We start from the raw sequence: 18,171 nt of genomic DNA on the forward strand, positions 1-18,171 counted from the left end.
GAATCATGACAACAGCCACCTTTAAAGCAGGATATAAGGCAAAACCGGTCACTCGCGGACCTGTCATTCAGCCTAAGCTATCTGTTAACCGTCCGGGAGACGCGTACGAACAGGAAGCAGATGCCATGGCCAACAGGGTGATGCAGTTATCTGGCAAACCTGCTGCTGGAGTGACCTCTAATGCATTGATCGGCCCTTCCATTCAAAGGAAATGCGAGCATTGCGAAGAAGAGGAGAAGAAGAAATCACTGATGCGCAAAACAGAAAGTACCAGCGGTGGTTTTGCTGCATCGCCGGAACTGGCGTCCAGGCTGGGAAGCTCCAAAGGAGGCGGAATGCCTTTATCCGCCAATACCAGGAGCTTTATGGAAAATGCCTTTAGCCGCGATTTTTCACAGGTAAGGGTACATGCCGACAGTGAGGCGCATAACATGAGCGATAGTATCCAGGCAAGGGCATTTACACATGGTAATGATGTTTATTTCAAGAGCGGACAATATCAACCGGGTACAGCCGAAGGACAACGTCTGCTGGCCCATGAGCTAACGCATGTCGCGCAGCAGGAGGGGGGCCGCACTTCGCAGCTGCAACGTTCTATAGAGCTAAGAGCGCCGGGAAGAGGCGAGGCTAGTGCTTTTGACCGCGCTGGAGAACTGGTGGACAGGCTGAATCAGCAACATCCTGAAGCCATTACCTATTCGCTGGACGGTAACATATTGCGTTGCGAAGTGTTGGACGAAGGAGCACTGACACATTTCGACTCGGAAATGCGGCGATTTATTGAAAACGAAGAAAGAGTAATCCCATTAAGGCTCATCACTCGTCATGGTCTTGCGAGAGGGGGTGAGGGCGGGCCCTTTGAACCCGTAGTGTTGGATCATTATGATTCCGGATATGTAGATCTGGACGATCTACTGGCCTCGGAAGGTTTTGCCTTTCAGTCAAATCTCATACATTTTCTGACGGAACGTTTCGTTACCAGCAATTATGCGCGCAGGCTGGGCACCCGTTTCTCTGATGCAGAATTTGACAGGGCGCACGCTGCCGGTCAGCAGGCAGAAGCGGCGGTGTTCAGAAGTATCTTTGATGACCCCAGTATACGTTTTGCCTCTCAGGATAATCTCCCTAACGGCGGTGCACAGGTTGTCTTCTTCAGCCGTGCAGAACGTTACACAATATTCATGTTTTTAAGGTCTCCGGGCGACAGGACGCTAACCCGCTCTACGGTAAGAGTACGTACTGCCGACAGGAGAAGGACCCTTACCGTAGATGAATTCCTGGAAGAGCGTAGAAGGGCAAGGGCTGCAGCCGCTCCCGCTCCGGTGGTACAGCCTAAGCTGGAAGTCAATACTCCCGGAGATCGTTACGAACGGGAGGCTGATGCAATGGCTGAGCGAGTCATGAGGATGTCAGCAAGTCGGACGCCTATACTGCACACACAGGCGCTGATGGGGCCTTCCGTTCAGCGGAAATGTGCGCAATGTGAAGAAGAGCAAAAGAAAGTAGGCGTCATGCGGAAAGCTGAGGGCGGAGGTGGCCTGCAGGCCACTCCTGCACTTGGGGCAAAACTTGCAGCTAATAAAGGCGGTGGTTCACCGCTGCCCGATGGAACAAGGCGTTTCATGGAAAATGCTTTCAGTGCCGATTTTTCACGTGTATCTATACACAACAACAGTGAAGCGGCGGCCATGAGTCAGAGCATCCAGGCGCATGCCTTCACGCATGGTAATGATATTTACTTCAACAGCGGACGTTATAGTCCACATACACAACAGGGGCAGCACCTGCTGGCGCATGAACTGACACATACGCTGCAGCAGACAGGTGGTATCCACAGGTCAACCGGGACTGACGCAAGCTCCGGTGGAAGTAATCCGGCATCAGGTGCCACCGGCACAAGCGGAGCGACAACAACAGGTGCTGGCGCCGCGGGAGCGACAGGAGGAATATCTGTGGATGTATTGGCTGCTGTGGATCCCGATGGTTTCTTTGTAAAAGCTGCCGCCCAGGAACTGGGTACCGACATCAGGGTGAGTTCTCTGGAAAATATGATCGATAAGCTGGAAGCAATAGTGCCTGAGAAAGGTTGCCTTGCCAATCTGAATATCTATAATCATGGTAGTCCCCGTATACAGATGGTGGCGGGTAATAACAAAGTGAAGAATCCTGATGGTACTACCGGCAGAACTTCTACGGAGGGATTTACGCTGCAGTGGTTGCAACTGGGCGCCAATCAGACAGCATTAAACAGGCTGCGACATCTTTTTTGCTGCAATGGCACTATGAACTGGCGGGGTTGTAGTACAGTTGGTGTAAAAGCTTCGGGCGGCAAGTCGAGGACTCCCCAGGAAGTGGCTGCATCTCCCCTGCGTTACGGCGACTATCCAGACATCTACCAGTCGATACCTGAGGCACTTATGAGAGGCGCCTTTAAGAAGTTAGAGGACATAGGGGCAGTAAATGCCCAAAGCTGGGCAGATGCTACCTGTACGAATATAAAAGGCTCTAATGACTTCACCTATTGGGCTATGAGGGATGGCAAGATGGCAGGCATAACTGGTCACGGTGGCAAGACCATCGAGTATAGACCGAGAGCAGCAGCTGCCTGCACCTGCGATGAAACTTCAAAAAGAGTGTCTGGTCCAGCGCCTACAGCAGCAGAAATAACCCGGAGCGCTGCGGAAATCAGGGACACAGAGTTAAGTTCTTCTTATGAAAAGTACAGGAGTGTAATTGGAAACGAGCCACTACCTCCGGTACAAACCCCCGAACAGGTGAAGGAAAAAGAGAAACAGGCAGAAGAAAGCCGGAAATTGGGAGAACAGATCCGTAAGGCAATATTAGACAGGATGACAGGTGGAAAAGCGCCAGCCAACGCTGCAGAGGCCTTACAGATAGCTGGGACGTGGGGAGTAACAATGCAGAAGATCCTTAAAAAACTGGGTGGAATTAGTACTGCAACGGGAAGCGCTGTAACAAATGCCAGCGCTGAAGTTGAAGGACCGGCCGCCCAACAACGCAGATTGGAAGCTGCACTGACCCCCGCGGGTCGCGAAACATTCATGAAAATGCTGGTTAAAGTGCAACAAGAGCCTTTCTGGGCCAAACACTTTGCTAATACTACTATATATGTTTTTCCTGACCTGGCCGCGGATTCACCTTACAGGGGATTTACGCAGCATGGCACCCGTACTATGACTGATGACAGTGGTGTTGACAGAAGTGCACCGTTACACATCATACACATGAAAAAAGATATGTTCGATAAGGGCGAATTTGAATGGGCAGCTGCATCGTTGGTCCATGAATTAAGTCATACAATTTTCGAAAATATAACAGGACGAGCTATGGAAGGTTTCCATAAAGAACTGGCCCAACTGATAGCGGATGACCCGCAGATTGTTGCGCTCAGGGGAAGCAGCGCGACAGCTGCCGATCGTGAAAAGCAGGTTAAAGATATCAGTCAACTTCTATACAATGCTTCCGCTTATGCAGAAGAGGAAGTTTTTGTACATCTTCAGCAACTGACGCACCAACCAGATGTAGGTGCGGTACCTGGTCCGGATTATATCAAAGAACGGGTGACCATCTATTTGAAAAATCTATTCCGAATGAAGTTGCCAACTCCGGTGTTGCGCGAAGTGATAAAAAACCTGGCCAGCCAGACGCGCATTCTTTATCAGGCGCGGATAGCGGCCTTGCCAGCACGTTCAAGGGAAAGACTGGATATGGAATACAACCTCGAGATGGCCAAGCTTACACTTCGGCTGGCCTACGACGAAGTAACAAATCCAACACCAGCAACGCCTTAGCAACACGTTCCCTTATTCCACAAAGTCAATAATGCATACAACACCCCGAATAAAACAATAATCATACATGTCCACCGGTTACTCCCGCAGCCCCAAACTCCTTAAAGGCGCTCTCATCGAATTCTCAGAGCGCTTCATAGGCCCCGTTCCCAACATCATCATCTTCCAGTACAACCCGGAAACGATGACGCGTAGCCTGGAGGTATGGAATCCCGCTCCCCGCAATCAGTCGGGAGACGGAACCGGACAACCTCCCACGGCAGAGGAAACCGCAGCTACTGCACAACCGCACGACCCACCAGAAACATTTACACTGGGTCTTGAACTGGATGCAGCTGATGCCCTGGAAAAACCAGAGAGCCATCCGGTAGCATTTGTCTCTGGTGTGGCCGACCGTATTGCCGCTATGGAAATGTTGCTGTACCCACAGGGAGAAAGCCTGTTAGGCGGATTGATGGGAGGGATCAGTGCGTCACTGTCTGGTGGTGGCGTCAGCGTTGGCGGAAGCGCAGCTGCTGCTACACCCGTTCCCCGTGGTACCGTGCCGGTATTATTGTTTGCCTGGGGCCCGGGGCGTATCGTACCAGTGCGGCTTACCAGTTTTTCAGTGGAAGAACAGGCCTATTCTCCCTTGTTGTATCCCATTCGTGCCAAAGTGAATATCGGGCTGAAGATACTGACCCCGGAAAAGGACTTCCCACAGCCCCGCACCTTTACGCAGGACCTGGCAGTGGCAGCTTTTAACTTCACCCGTAAACAGAAGGAAGTGCTGGCGGCTGCCAATCTTGCCAATAGTGTAGAATCTATCCTGGGCATGTTGCCTTTCTAAAATACCGCTTAAACCGATACGATATGTTTGACGAAAAAAGTCGCTATTACAAAACGGCACAATACCAGGTCACAGACAGGCGTGGACGCAGTGTGCCTGTAGTCGTCATCCCGCCTGCGCCGCTGCAGACCTTGCAGGGGTATCATTTGCTGAAACAGGGACAAAGGCTTGACCATCTTGCAGCGCAATACATAAAAGATCCTGCCGGTTTCTGGCGCATCAGTGAAGCGAATGACGTTATGCTGCCCGAGGCATTAAGTGAGCAGATGGAAATTGCTATTCCTCAAAAAAGTCGTTAAATGGGCTTAGGCATAATCATAACAGTTAATGGAGTGCCCGATGCCGAACTGGCACAGGCCTCACGGGTAGAGGTGTACGAAAGGCTGGGAGAGACCACGCATTTCAATATCTATTACCCCGAAGATATCAGTGATGGTGATCTGAACCGCTTGAAAGATAACCGCCTCGGGCCGGGCGCTGTTATTTCCATTCTTGCAGACGTCAACGATACCCAGGAATGCCTGGTAAAAGGACATGTATACAGTCAGCAGATACACCTGGAACACGGCGGCGAAGGTTCTTCCGTGCTTGTGAAAGGGGCAGATACTTCCATCACCATGGACCGGGTGTTCCAGTCTGTAGTATGGGCTGATGTAACCGATAGTGATGCCGTTACCAGTATATTCGGCAATTATGGCCTTGTGGCAGATGTATTCACCACCAACGCAAGACATCTCGAAGATAAACACAGCCTGGTGCAGCGGGAAACAGACCTCCGCTTCATCCGGCGACTGGCAAGGCGCAACGGTTGCTACTGTTGGATCACCAGCGACGCGGCAGGTGTGGAAACTGCCCACTTCAAACAACCACAACTGGAAGGAGAACCTGTTGCGGAACTGTCAATTAATTTTCAAAGTCCCAATATCCAGTCATTTGATATCAGCTGGAATACTGAACGTCCTACCAGCGTCGAAGGGCTACAACTGGACCTGAATACCAAGAATAACCTGGACGGGCAGCTGGCGCAAACGCCGCAGTCCTTACTTGGTTCTTTGTCCCTGCAAGCCATTACTGGTGACGTGCGTACCATGCAGGTATCCGCCCCGGCCGATGATGCCGGCAATCTGCAGGCGCGCAGCCAGGGAGCATTGATAGAAGCTGACTGGTTCGTACAGGCATCCTGCCGTACCAGTCTTCACCAGTTTGGTAAACTGCTGCATGCACATACCATTGTAAATGTAAAGGGCGCCGGCAGCCGCCATAGTGGCAAGTACCTGGTAGCAGCAGTGAGACATATCATCGACCCCTCGGCACACGTAATGGAAGTGAAACTGGTGCGTAACGGATGGGAGGAAGCTGCGACAGGCGGTATTGGAGGCGGAATATTTTAACGTATAAAAACAACAGCATGGAATCCCAGCTACTTGAACAATTATTGGAATGGTCACGCAGCAGGCACTTCGGGAAATACCGTGGTATTGTGGTCGACAATACTGACCCCACCAACAGAGGAAGACTAAAAGTACAGGTGCCTTCTGTGTTAAAAGATCTCTCTGTCTGGGCTATGCCTTGCCTGCCATATGCCGGTAAGAACGTAGGCGTATTTATGGTGCCCGAACCCGGTGCAGGGGTGTGGGTGGAGTTTGAAGCAGGAGATCTTTCCTATCCCATCTGGACAGGTGGTTTTTGGGCAGATGATGAAGTGCCCAAAAATGAAAAAGGTGCGGAGGCCACGCCCTCACTACGCATTATACGCAGCGAAAAAGGACTGCTGATAAGCTTTAATGACGATGCCCAGGTGTTAACGCTCAGCGATGAGGATGGCAGTAATATCATGACCATCGAAGTGCAGGAGGGAAAGATAAAGATCAAAGGCAATCTGAAAGTAGTGGTGGAAGCGCCCCAGATAGAACTGGTGGAAAATGCTACTCATCCTGTGGTTTTCGGCGATGAACTGATGACCTACCTGAACCAGATCGTACAAATATATCAATCACATACACATCCGGGCGAACTGGCGCTGGGTGTGCTGCCGGTAACACCGGCGCCGCCCCTACCGCCATTGCCGCCCCCAACACCCAGCCTGCTCTCTTTAAAAGTTAAAGCAGGATAAAAACTACATCATATGGCACTTAAAGCAGGCGTACAGGCAGATTATGCAAACAGCATGGCAGCAGCCATGGAAAAGGCTTTTATGGAAGAATGGCCCAAGGCGATGAATGATCAGCCACTACCGCAATCCAACGACCAGATGCGGCTACTGTTCATTGCTATCGCGCAAGGCGTGGTAAGACATCTGGTAGATCATCCGGAAGCAATTGCAGTAACAATATCCCACAACAACCTGCATACACACAATGCCAGTGTTGACGTGATCAGTACAGGAACGCTTTATTGATAAAACGCGATGTTATGAAAGAGCACATTTGCAGTATACGCTATCCGTTTGCGATAGACCAGGGACTGGGTACACTGATGGAAGAACACAATTATGATCAGCACGTAAAACAGCTGATGCTGCAGGTGTTATTTACCAATCCTGGTGAGCGGATCAACCGCCCCGATTTCGGATGCGGTATCCGCCGTATGGTATTCGCCCCCAATAGCGAAGTAAGCGCCAATCTTACAAAGGTGGCCGTAACACAGGCGTTGGAAAAATGGATGGCAGACCTGGTAAGTGTCGTGGACGTGAAAGTAACCTCCGTCAATGAGAAACTGGAAGTGGGCATTGTATACATACTCAAAGCCAGGCAGGAACGCCATTATCTAAATCTTGAAGTAACGTTATGATAACCGCTCCCGATCGTATAGAGGCTTTACTGGCACAGTCCCGTGTAACAGGGATAGACTTCGTCTACATACATACCAGTCAGCTGATACTGGACGTATATTTCCTGCGTTCTCCATCTACCCTGGATGTACCTGTTACTGGTACCTTAACGCCTGATCAGATACGTATCTATAACCCTGCCGGAACAGTACCGGATATGCCGGTAAGCGCCCTTAGCTGGATCACAGTGGATGCACAGGATGTGCTTCGCCTCACCGTACCGCATCCGGGCGATTTCACGCTATATCGCCTGTATATTGACGATCCAAGGGTAGACCTCTTTTACAACGATATTACTTTCAGCTTTAAGGCTAACTGTCCTTCGGATCTTGATTGCAAGCCTGCGGAACATGAATGTCCGCCGGAGGAGCCGGTCGACTTTCCTGTCAACTACCTGGCCCGCGATTTCTGGAGTTTCAGGCAGTCCTTGCTTGACTTTGCTTCACAGCGGTATCCGGATTGGCCGGACCGTCTTGAAGCAGACGCAGGTGTCATGCTCACAGAAGCGATGAGCGCCCTGGGAGATGAAATGGCTTATTACCAGGATAAAGTTGGCCGCGAGGCCTATCTTGAAACGGCTACACAACGAAGGTCACTGCGCAGGCACGCCCTGCTGGTGGATTATAACATCCATGATGGCCTGGGAGCTACTTCCTGGCTGGATGTAACCGTAGCAGAAACCGGGAGTGGTGTGATCCCTGCCGGTACTGATGTGTGGGCCTCCGGAGAAAATGGTAGCCGCATAGACTTTGAAGTAGGACGCGGACTACAGGAAGTATTCGCCGGTAAAACATATGCCGTGGATGCTGATCGCAATGACCTGTTGCCGCATTTGATCGATGAAGACAAGGTTTGTTTGCCAGTCGGTGCTACAGATATGTACATACAGGGACATCATGAAGCCCATCTTACCCCCTTTGATGATCTGCCCGAGGATCAGGCGCCTGGCAAATGGGTACTGCTGCAGACCATTCCCACCAATCCCGCACAGCGCGCACGCGTACACCTGGTGCGGCTGATAGCTGTTACCGATACGACAGACCCTGTGCTGGATGAAGACATTACCCATCTCGTATGGGAGTCTGCACAGGCGCTGCCTTTTGAAATGGACTTAACGGTGCTGCACGTACGTGGTAATATACTGCCTGTCACCGCCGGTAAAACCCACACCTTGTATTTTCTCACCGGTGCTGAAGCAACAGCGCTTTCACAGACAGAACAGGATGCCCTGAAAGAGGCTGCTCAACAGGCCGTGGTACCAACGGCAGACAGCGCAGTGGAACGTAACGGGCGGGAGGGCGAGGTAACCTATCTCTGCTCATTGCCATTATCGGCTGATGAACCATTGGTATGGCTGGGAGACGATCCGCATGACGCACGCCCTGAAATAAGACTGACATCCGTTGTATTTAATGGCACTTGCTGGGTACCCGATGAAGAATGGACCTGGCGGAGATCCCTGTTAGGGGAACATTCTTCCCAGAGCCAGGACAGGGACTATACACTGGATGACGGCACCTGGAAACGGGTGGTAGGTTATCAGCGGATAGGTGAGGAAGTGATACACCGTGACTATGCTTCAGGCGGTGGTGTCACCATCCGATTTGGTGATGGTGAATTTGGGCTGATACCCGCCCGCGGAACGGTGTTCCGTGTCGATTACAGGCTGGGTGGAGGTCGTAGGGGAAATGTGCCGGAGGCGTCGCTGAAATATATTAAAGACGATCGGCAGCCCGGCGATTGTGATCCGCCATTAGCTGATCTCAGTTTTATAAAGAGCGTTACCAACCCTTTACAAGGCCTGAACGGCATAGATCCTGAAAAGCCGGATGAAGTGCGGCAGTCGGCCCCTGAAGCTTTCCGCGCGCTTACCTATCGCGCCGTACGTCCGGAAGATTATGCAGAAGCAGCGGAACGTTTGCCCTGGGTACAAAGAGCAGGATCAGTTTTTCGCTGGACGGGCAGCTGGCTCTCTGCTTTTGTAACGCCCGATCCATTGGGCACTGTGGGGCTGGAGCCTGCGCATCGCAATAACCTGCAGCAGCAACTGGACCGTTTCAGACAGGCAGGCCGGGAAGCCCTGATACAGGATCCTGTCTATGCTGATATGGATATAGAGATTGAGATCTGTGCTGCGCCGCATGCCTATGCTGGCGAGGTAAAAGCACTTGTCCTGGAAGCTCTGCTGGGAAAAGGCGGCATCAATCCCGTGCCCGGTTATTTTTCTCCTGATCATTTCACATTTGGTACACCACTGGAACGCTCTTCCCTCGAAGCGCATATACAGCAGGTGCCTGGTGTACAGGCCATTGAATATATCCGTTTCCGGCGACGGGGATGGTTTGGCTGGAAGATGTTCACTGACTTGTCTTATGATCCCGGTCAGCAAACCATCATCCGCGTGGAGAATGATCCCTTATTTCCTGAAAGAGGTTCTCTTAAAATCTATATACACGGTGGAGCATGAGTTGTAATTGTAATAATACCAACACGGCAGACAGCGTATTTGCCTGTCCCTGCGACCGGGTAGAACATCCACAGGCCCTGCGTATCAATGCAGGCTTAATTGAACTGCCCCGGCAACTGGCCGCTTTCCCGGAGTACCGGCAGGCCATGCTTTTTGCGATCCGCAGTAAGCCGCCACTGGCTTCCTGGCAGGCCAGGAAACAGGATGATACCGGTGTGATGCTGCTTGAAATGTGGGCTTACGTGTGTGATGTACTGAGCTTCTATGATAAAGTGATTGCCCAGGAAACCTACCTGCGCACTGCCAGTCAGAGAGCTGCTTTACGCAGGTTGGTGGCATTGCTCGGTTATCTGCCCCGTCCTGCAGTAGGTGCTACCGTTCAGCTGGCAGCCCTTGCAGAGGGCCGGCAACCGGTAGTGCTGCCGGCAGGTACTGCCTTCAGGTCTGCCGCCTTTAACGGACAGCCGCCGCAGGTGTTTGAACTGGACCAGGACACACTGATCCATCCGCTCACTAACCGCTGGAATATCCGTGCACCCCGCCCCGGCAAAATACTGAGCGCTAACCCGCTTTTTCTGCTCATAACGCCACGTACAGCGATCAGGGAAGGAGACGTATTGTTACTGACAGATAGTGGTAATTCCGCCCAGAATCAGGCCCTGCACGTAACCGCAGTATCGCCTTACACAGCTACTGACGGTGCTGTTTATACGAAGCTGACATTCAGCCAACCACTTAAACTCGCAGCAAACACACCGTTGTCGCGGCTGAACTTATACGCTCCCTTACATGAAGCTTCGCTCTGGACCAACCCAGGTGAGGACGCTTCATTGAATATTATTTCAAGCGCTGTTTTCCTATCCGCCTCCGCTAATGTTTCCAATCTGGCAGCATCCATCTTTGATGATGAAAATGCATCTGTCACCTCGGATAGTGTGGTACTGGACGGCTTATATCGCCAGATAAAAGCAGGCAGTTATATCCTGCTGCAGAAAGGACAGGAAGCACGCTGGTTCAAGGTGAACAGTACCAGTGAAGTGATCCGGCAACCTACGCCTGCCGGAAAGATCAAGATCAACGGCAGCAGCTTTGATATGCCCGGTATATCTGTTCCCGTTACCCGCCTCAAGCTGGATGCAGGCATCAATGCCGCCGGCCGTAAGGCGCCTGGTGCTGCCAACTGGGGGAATGCGAGCAGGGCTTCACTGGTCGTGCATTATGGTATGCAGTTCGCCGGAGGCATTGCAGACGAACCTGCTAGTCTCTTACTACCTGATGATCCGCTTGCTTTTACAGGCCAGATAGAAACGCCGGTGGAAGAACGGAACCCTGATGCATTTTTATTAAGTGATAAGAACAACCGGGGTGTTGCCATCAGTGGCAGGATAGATTTTCCCAATGCCGCACTGATACCCGATCAGGGAGAGGCTTGGCAGCCGGGCCTCGTACTGCCGGTTACTGCGTACGGTAACGTAATCAGTGCCAGCAGAGGTGAACAGGTCAACGCCGAGGTATTGGGCAGTGGCAATGCATCACAGATAAACCAGGCGTTTAAACTCAAAAAGAAACCACTCACATATCTCTCTTCTCCGACAGCAGAGAATGACCAGGGCGTGAAAAGTACCCTGACCATTTATGTAGACGGTGTGCGCTGGACAGAAGTAGCTGGGTTCTATGGACGTCGTCCGGACGACCAGGTCTTCATTGTACGGCAGAATGATGAAGGCGACTCGATCATCACTTTCGGCGATGGTGTACGCGGCCAGCGCCTTCCCACAGGCGCGAATAATGTGGTGGCCTGGTATCGTCATGGCGCCGGACAGGCAGCGCCTCCCGCAGGATCGGTGAACCAGATCGCCAGGCCGTTTAAGGGGCTGCAGAGTGTGAATAATCCCTTATCAGCTGCCGGAGGTGCCGACGCCGAACCTGCAGAGGGGATGCGTACATATGCGCCTAAATCAGCGCTGATACTGGGCAGAGCGGTATCTATACAGGACATGGAAGCCGTAGTGCTCTCTATGCCCGGTGTAAGAGGCGTACAGGCAGCCTGGCGCTGGCATGGTGTGCGTCAGTGTGCATTAGTGCATATCTGGTACCTGGGAGAAGCCGGACTGGAAACCGCGCTCTCACAACGATTACGCAACGTATCCGATCCTGCGGTCATCATTCAGGTGGAGCAGGCTACTGCCGCAAAGGCAAAACTGTCCATCGCTGTGAAGACCGACCCGCGTTATCTGGAAGCAGATGTATTGGCAGGAGTACGTGAAAACCTCACCAATATCAAAAGCGGCATACTGGCCCCTGAAAACATCGGCATTGGCCGTTCGTTGTTCCGTAGCCGCATATTTGCCGCCGTACTATCGGTGCCGGGAGCCATGGCGGTCAGCGGTATTTACTGGAATGGCAAGCCCTTTAACGACTTTGCCAAAACACCGGGCGCTGGTAAGTATTTCAATTTCGAACAAGAGAACGCATTACAGCTAAACAATAATTCCCTGGTATGAAAACATTGGCAGACGATCGCTTTGAACGCTACTATGCGGAGAAACTCTGGGAGATGATCCCGGCTATTTACCGTCATGAAGACGGCATAGCCGAACGTCCCGGCGTACTGCGTGCGCTCGTGGAAGTAATAGCAGAACAGGCGGCAATTGTACGGCGCAGCGAAGACCGCCTCTGGGAAGACCAGTTCATTGAGTGGTGCAGCGATTGGGCCGTACCCTATATAGCAGACCTGCTGGGCACTCGTCTTATCAGCGCTTTAAACAAACGCGGACGCCGGGTGGATGTAGCCAAAACAATCTACTACCGCCGCCGCAAAGGTACGCCCCGCATACTGGAAGAGTTGATCAGCGATATCACCGGCTGGGATGGCCGCCTGGTAGAAAGCTTTCAACGCCTGGCAAGAGCCAGGCATGGACTGGACACCGTTCCCGGTTTGCTTTCAGGGCCTTTCACCGGCACGGCTCCGGGTGGCTGGGCTGACCTGCGCAGGGAACGCGGTAGTGAGCTGAATGGAGGTCCTTTTGACGAATATTTCCATACAGCCGACTTCCGCAGGCAACAGGGTAAAGATGGCCGTTATGGCATCCCCCGGCTCAATTTCCATATTTACCGGCTGGTCGCTTATAAGGTAGCCAATGTCACGCCCTTTCCCTTAGGAGATGATCTGGGTTTCTGCTTTGACCCCTCCGGTCGCGATATTCAACTGTTCAACCGGCGCAGACGGCCGGCAGACTGGGAGGAATGGCATGCCGCCCTGGAATGGGAACTGCCTGCGCCCATGCGTTGCCGTTTGCTGGCGCATGCCGAATACCTGATCAGTGAAGCAGTGGTACAACGACTGGTGAACGATCATGGACTGCTGCCGGGAGCTGCAGCAGATTTACGCAGTCTGTGGGGCTGGCAGTTCAGAGAAGAAGGACGGCTGATAGCAACTTTAGCTACCTTACCTACCCAGGCGGAATTGCTGGCACCAGGTATTTATATCCCGCTCCTGCGTTATGCAATCATTGCTGCCTGCGGTAAACAGGCGCTCTTACCTAATGCCCTGGCTGTTGAAGGTGGTGGCATCACACCAGATACCGGTTCCCTCGCTGTTACACTCGGTGCGCCGCCTGCTGGCATTATTACTGCGGAATTCATTACCGCAGCTAATCTAAACAACTGGGCTATCGGGCCAACTAATAAACGACTGGCCATTGATCCGGAGAGAGGCCGCCTTCTCTGGCTGGATGCGGCGGTAGACCCCGATGAACTGACGGTCAGCTACCATTACGGTTTTGCTGCTCCCCTGGGTGCGGGTACTTATGAACGTTCAACAGCAGAAGAACAGGCACCTGACCTGGTGAAACAGGGCGGGGGAGTATTAGCCGCAGCAGATATACTGAACAATGGCATCACACAGATAAACGACAGCAAGACCTACGGACCGGTATCCGACAAGCTTAGTGTACAACAACTCGGATTCCGTGCAGCAAACCTCCAGCGCCCCTTCCTGCGACTGGAAGCTAACTGGATATTGAACACGGGCGCCAATGAAGAATCTACACTCATCATAGACGGCTGGTGGATAGGCGCTACTGCTGATAGTACACTGGAAGTGATACTCCGCGGCGATTATGAAAAGGTCCATATTCGTCATTGCACTTTTGATCCCGGAGGAGATACGACCGTTCTTGGAGGCACACTGCACCCCCTAACGCTGGTCATCGAAGGATTTGTAGAGCAATTATGTATTGAAGACAGTATCATGGGCCCCGTTATTGCCCGTAACGGCGGTACGGTGGAAACCATTACCATCTGCGATTCCATCGTACAATCCGTGAGTGCAGCCAGTCCCGCTATTGCCGTGAATACAGGCACCGTAACACTGCAACGTAGCACCGTCTTCGGTAATGTGAACGTACACCGCCTGCAGGCAACAGAGACCATCATCACCGGGCCCTCTACGGTAACAGATACACAGAATGGCTGCTTCCGCTTCAGTGCAGCGCCAGCCTTTAGCCGCCTGCCACGTCCTTATGAATCTTATCTTTTCAGCGTTGACACCAATCACTGGTTCAGTTCCCGGCGCTTCGGGCATTACAGTTATGCCCAGCTGAGTGAAACAGCGCCGGAACCTTTGCGCACAGGTGCGGAGAATGGCGGTGAAATGGGCGCCTTTAACAGTTTGCTCAACCCCGTAAAGCTGGACGGCTTACGGGCCAAAATAGACGAATACATGCCCTTCGGGCTAATCCCAGCTTTTATTCATGAAACATAACTAAAGCCATGGCTACATTTGATATCTCCAGGGTGGCATTTGATCCACGCAAACACTACGCCAGCGTTCGTATGCAGCAGGGACGCGTACTTACGGACGATGACTGGAATGAGAACGAGCGTATAGAGAACGAAGAAAAGCGCCGTTCGCGCGTGGATATTATCGGCCCCTTCGGCAGCCCGGATAAAGGTTTCCGGGTAGAAAACCTGCGTATTACCGACGGACAGACAGATTTTGATATCAGGGAAGGCACCTTGCACCTCGGTGGCCTCCGGCTGGAGATGGATGCTCCCGAAACCTATCGCCTGCAGAAGGACTGGCTGCAGCAACCTGCCGATATCAATCCGGCGCCACTGCCGGCAGAACTGCCTGCCGAGGGACAGGAACGCTTTGACCTCATCTACCTCGAAGCCTGGCAACAACCGGTGAGCGCAGTGGAAGACGACGCCTTATTCGAAGCAGCACTGGCAGGTCCCGATACCACTACCCGCGTAAGGAACACCCGCCGGGTACAGATACAGGAGAATCTTACCGCCAGCGAATGTGCAGATGCCTGGACACTCCTCAAACAGAAATGGACTGCCGACCACCTGGGTACGGTAAACTCAAAATACGAACGTATACCAGCTGTTACCCTTACTGCTGATTTTACAGAGAGCGGTCCTGCCGATGACCTCTGTACACCTGCTATGGCTGGTGGTTACCTGGGCGCGGAGAATCAGGCCATCAGGGTGGAACTGATAGATGCAGATCACCTCACATGGGGCTTTGATAACGCAGCTCCGCTGTACCGTGTGACAGTTGCCGCTAATGGCCGGGTGAAGATGCTGACTGCCCCGAAAGATCAGTATCACTGGCCCTTGTCAGGCCAGGTAGTGGAAATACTGCCATGGTCGGCCGTGCTCTCCAATGGAGAAAAAATGGCAGGGCTCCAGGGACATATTACGAAAGTAGCCGCTTCTTATAATCCCGACGACACTGAATTTACACTGGTAGACGCATTACCCGCCAATTTCGGCAGCGCCTGGAAAGAAAGAGAAGATGCGGAAGACCTGGCGGGAGATGAGCAATATTTCTTCCTGAGAGTGTGGAACCGCGGAACAGATATAGAGTCGCTGGCAGCCATTCCGTTTACACCCGGCATTGCCGTTCCTTTGGGAAAGACGGGGCTGCAAGTGATCATTGATGGTACCGACAGGGTAGCAACAGACTACTGGGTCATTGCTGTGAGGCCGGAAACGCCCGAAATTATCGTTCCCTGGGAATTGAAGGCAGGTATGCCACCCTTTGGCATTCGCCGCTTTTTTGCCCCGCTGGGCATCATTCGTTGGGTGAATACCGGCGGACAGGTATCCGGAGAGATCATCACCGATTGCCGTAAAACTTTCCGTCCGCTTACTGACCAGGAATGCTGTTGCACTTTTACCGTGGGAGATGGCATCCGCAGTCACGGCGATTTTGACTCTATCGAAGAAGCCCTGCAAAACCTCCCTGCTGCCGGCGGAAAGATATGTGTACTGCCCGGTATTCATAACGCCAATGTTGAGATCATTGGCCGTAGTCAGGTGAGGATCAGCGGTTGCGGTGAACAAAGTATCGTACGCCCGCACCAGAATAGTGATTACCGCGGATTCCCCATCTTCCGGATCTCTTCTTCCGACAGGATCCAGATCGATCACCTGACGATGGTAGCACTGGAAGGCATCGCTGTATTGGTGGAAGACAATGTGCGGGAAGAAGACTTTACCCGGCGCATCACCATCAACCACAACTCCATCGTAGCACTGGTGCATGCCATCAGAGTACATCTGCCAGAGGGTAAACAGGGTGATAACGGCATACACATCTGCCACAACAATATCGGCATGCTTGACGATGTACGGGGACTGGCAGGGATCTTTGCACTTGCGGATGAAGTATTGATAGAACGTAACCGCCTGGTAGTAGTGCCTGCGCCCAACCGCGATCCCAATGATCCGCGGCCCGAAGACCCTGGTGGTGGCATATTTGATCCATGCCGTAACGTGGGGAAATTCTACAATAACAATGCGTTTTTTAAAGCGCAGCTCAAAAAGATATTCCAGTATGTATTTGCTTATGTGCCTGCCGGTTCATTGTTGAATTACGAAGCATTGGGCGGTATACAGATAGGCACTACCTCCGAGAAGGTATTTGTACTGGAGAACGAAATCACTGGCGGCCGGGGTAACGGTATTACGTTGGGACATGAACAGCAGGGAGCCGGCGCCTTATATGAAATCGTGATAGAAGAGAACCGTATCCGGCAAATGGGTACTTCCGGCATCGGTGTGCTCAACAGCATTGATGCTGCGGGCGCTCTGATGCGGATACGGACGGAAGACATCATGATATACCGTAATAGCATCCGTTACTGCGCATTGCAGACGCCGGAGGAGGCGCCGGCAAATGTTGCTTTCGGCGGTATTGTACTGGCATATTGCGAACTGGGTATCATCCAGGAGAACCGTATTGAAGACAACGGCATCAGCCATGAACGTCCCATTTGTGGTATCTTTATACTGTACGGGGAACAGATCGATATCTTCAAAAACCGCATTACGAACAACGGACCACGTACCAAAGAAGATAACAGCGATGCGCTCAGGGGAATACGTGGCGGCATCATCATCAGAATGGCATTCAAAGCGGAAAACTCCACCGCCATGTTAAAAACAAATGTGCCTTCTTTCGACAGCACACCAGCTATCAGGGTACATGAAAACATTGTCACACAACCGCTGGGACATTCACTTTTTATCACGGCTTTCGGACCAGTATCAGTATCAGGCAATCAGCTGACGTCTGAAGGAATAGACCGGAGAAATGTGTATTCTTTACTGGCAGGTAATGTGTTCATTTTCAATCTGGGACTTTCAAAAGATCTGCTGGTAATTGCATTGGGTGCGGCGCTGAAGAATATGGCGAATGTAGATCCGACCACAGGACAAAGCAACGTCAACAATGCCGCATTACGTGCTGCACTGAAAGCTTATGAATATCTGCCGAACGGAAAGGTGATGTTTTCTGACAACCAGACCACCCTCGATCTGCGCAGTACTGCGAATGAACTGGCTGCCAGTGCAAACATGATCGTTTCCCTGGATGATATCGGCTTTACCAGCAATCAGTCAGAATGCGCCGCCTTTCTGATGACAGAACCGGCATCGTTTGACATTGTATTACTGAATACTTACCTGATCGGATTTACCATACGCTCGAATGATAACAGGTTTGCCGACGGCTTTACCTTTACGGCATATTCCTTATTGTCATACGGCAATATGAACACCTGCAGCGGCAACCAGGCCACGCACTGTCTGCACGTACTGGGCAACAAACGGATCTTCCAAGGCAATATTATCCTGGTGAACACCAATTGCCCGGATACAACCAAAGCAATAGGAAATAGCCTGGCTGTTCCGGTTGCCAGTTATGATGCATGATCAA

At 52.0% G+C, this 18,171-nt stretch carries 11 protein-coding genes; all 11 read left to right on the forward strand.

The genetic code is table 11. The features are described from left to right. Positions 1-5: 5 nt before the first annotated feature. The 11 genes from L3C95_RS33015 (at position 6) to L3C95_RS33065 (ending at position 18,167) form a co-directional block, all read left to right on the forward strand. Positions 6-3,812 carry a DUF4157 domain-containing protein gene (locus L3C95_RS33015; protein ID WP_236394932.1) on the forward strand — a complete coding sequence of 1,269 codons (3,807 nt, stop codon included), beginning with the start codon at positions 6-8 and terminating at the stop codon, positions 3,810-3,812. A 67-nt stretch (positions 3,813-3,879) separates the two neighbouring features. Next, complete coding sequence (locus tag L3C95_RS33020; protein ID WP_236394933.1) at positions 3,880-4,641, forward strand: hypothetical protein; 762 nt, start codon at positions 3,880-3,882, stop codon at positions 4,639-4,641. 23 nt (positions 4,642-4,664) lie between these two features. Next, entirely contained in the window at positions 4,665-4,940 is a 276-nt protein-coding gene (locus tag L3C95_RS33025) for a hypothetical protein (RefSeq protein ID WP_236394934.1), read from the forward strand. After that, entirely contained in the window at positions 4,941-6,032 is a 1,092-nt protein-coding gene (locus L3C95_RS33030) for a phage late control D family protein (RefSeq protein WP_236394935.1), read from the forward strand. 17 nt (positions 6,033-6,049) lie between these two features. Further along, positions 6,050-6,754, forward strand: a complete 705-nt coding sequence (locus L3C95_RS33035; protein WP_236394936.1) for a phage baseplate assembly protein V — start codon at positions 6,050-6,052, stop codon at positions 6,752-6,754. Between the two features lie 12 nt (positions 6,755-6,766). Further along, positions 6,767-7,039 carry a hypothetical protein gene (locus L3C95_RS33040; protein WP_236394937.1) on the forward strand — a complete coding sequence of 91 codons (273 nt, stop codon included), beginning with the start codon at positions 6,767-6,769 and terminating at the stop codon, positions 7,037-7,039. Between the two features lie 14 nt (positions 7,040-7,053). Beyond that, the gene (locus L3C95_RS33045; protein WP_236394938.1) at positions 7,054-7,431 is read left to right on the forward strand and encodes a GPW/gp25 family protein; all 378 of its coding nucleotides are present in this window, start codon (positions 7,054-7,056) and stop codon (positions 7,429-7,431) included. Beyond that, the gene (locus tag L3C95_RS33050; RefSeq protein WP_236394939.1) at positions 7,428-9,938 is read left to right on the forward strand and encodes a hypothetical protein; all 2,511 of its coding nucleotides are present in this window, start codon (positions 7,428-7,430) and stop codon (positions 9,936-9,938) included. The genes L3C95_RS33045 and L3C95_RS33050 overlap by 4 nt, the downstream gene beginning before the upstream one ends. Beyond that, positions 9,935-12,442, forward strand: a complete 2,508-nt coding sequence (locus L3C95_RS33055; protein ID WP_236394940.1) for a hypothetical protein — start codon at positions 9,935-9,937, stop codon at positions 12,440-12,442. The genes L3C95_RS33050 and L3C95_RS33055 overlap by 4 nt, the downstream gene beginning before the upstream one ends. Then, positions 12,439-14,703 carry a hypothetical protein gene (locus L3C95_RS33060; protein WP_236394941.1) on the forward strand — a complete coding sequence of 755 codons (2,265 nt, stop codon included), beginning with the start codon at positions 12,439-12,441 and terminating at the stop codon, positions 14,701-14,703. The genes L3C95_RS33055 and L3C95_RS33060 overlap by 4 nt, the downstream gene beginning before the upstream one ends. Positions 14,704-14,711: 8 nt before the next feature. Next, on the forward strand, positions 14,712-18,167 hold the full coding sequence (locus tag L3C95_RS33065; RefSeq protein WP_236394942.1) for a DUF6519 domain-containing protein: 3,456 nt from the start codon (positions 14,712-14,714) through the stop codon (positions 18,165-18,167). Positions 18,168-18,171: the final 4 nt, after the last annotated feature.

The sequence above is a fragment of the Chitinophaga filiformis genome (assembly GCF_021646545.1).
GTDB lineage: Bacteria > Bacteroidota > Bacteroidia > Chitinophagales > Chitinophagaceae > Chitinophaga > Chitinophaga filiformis_A.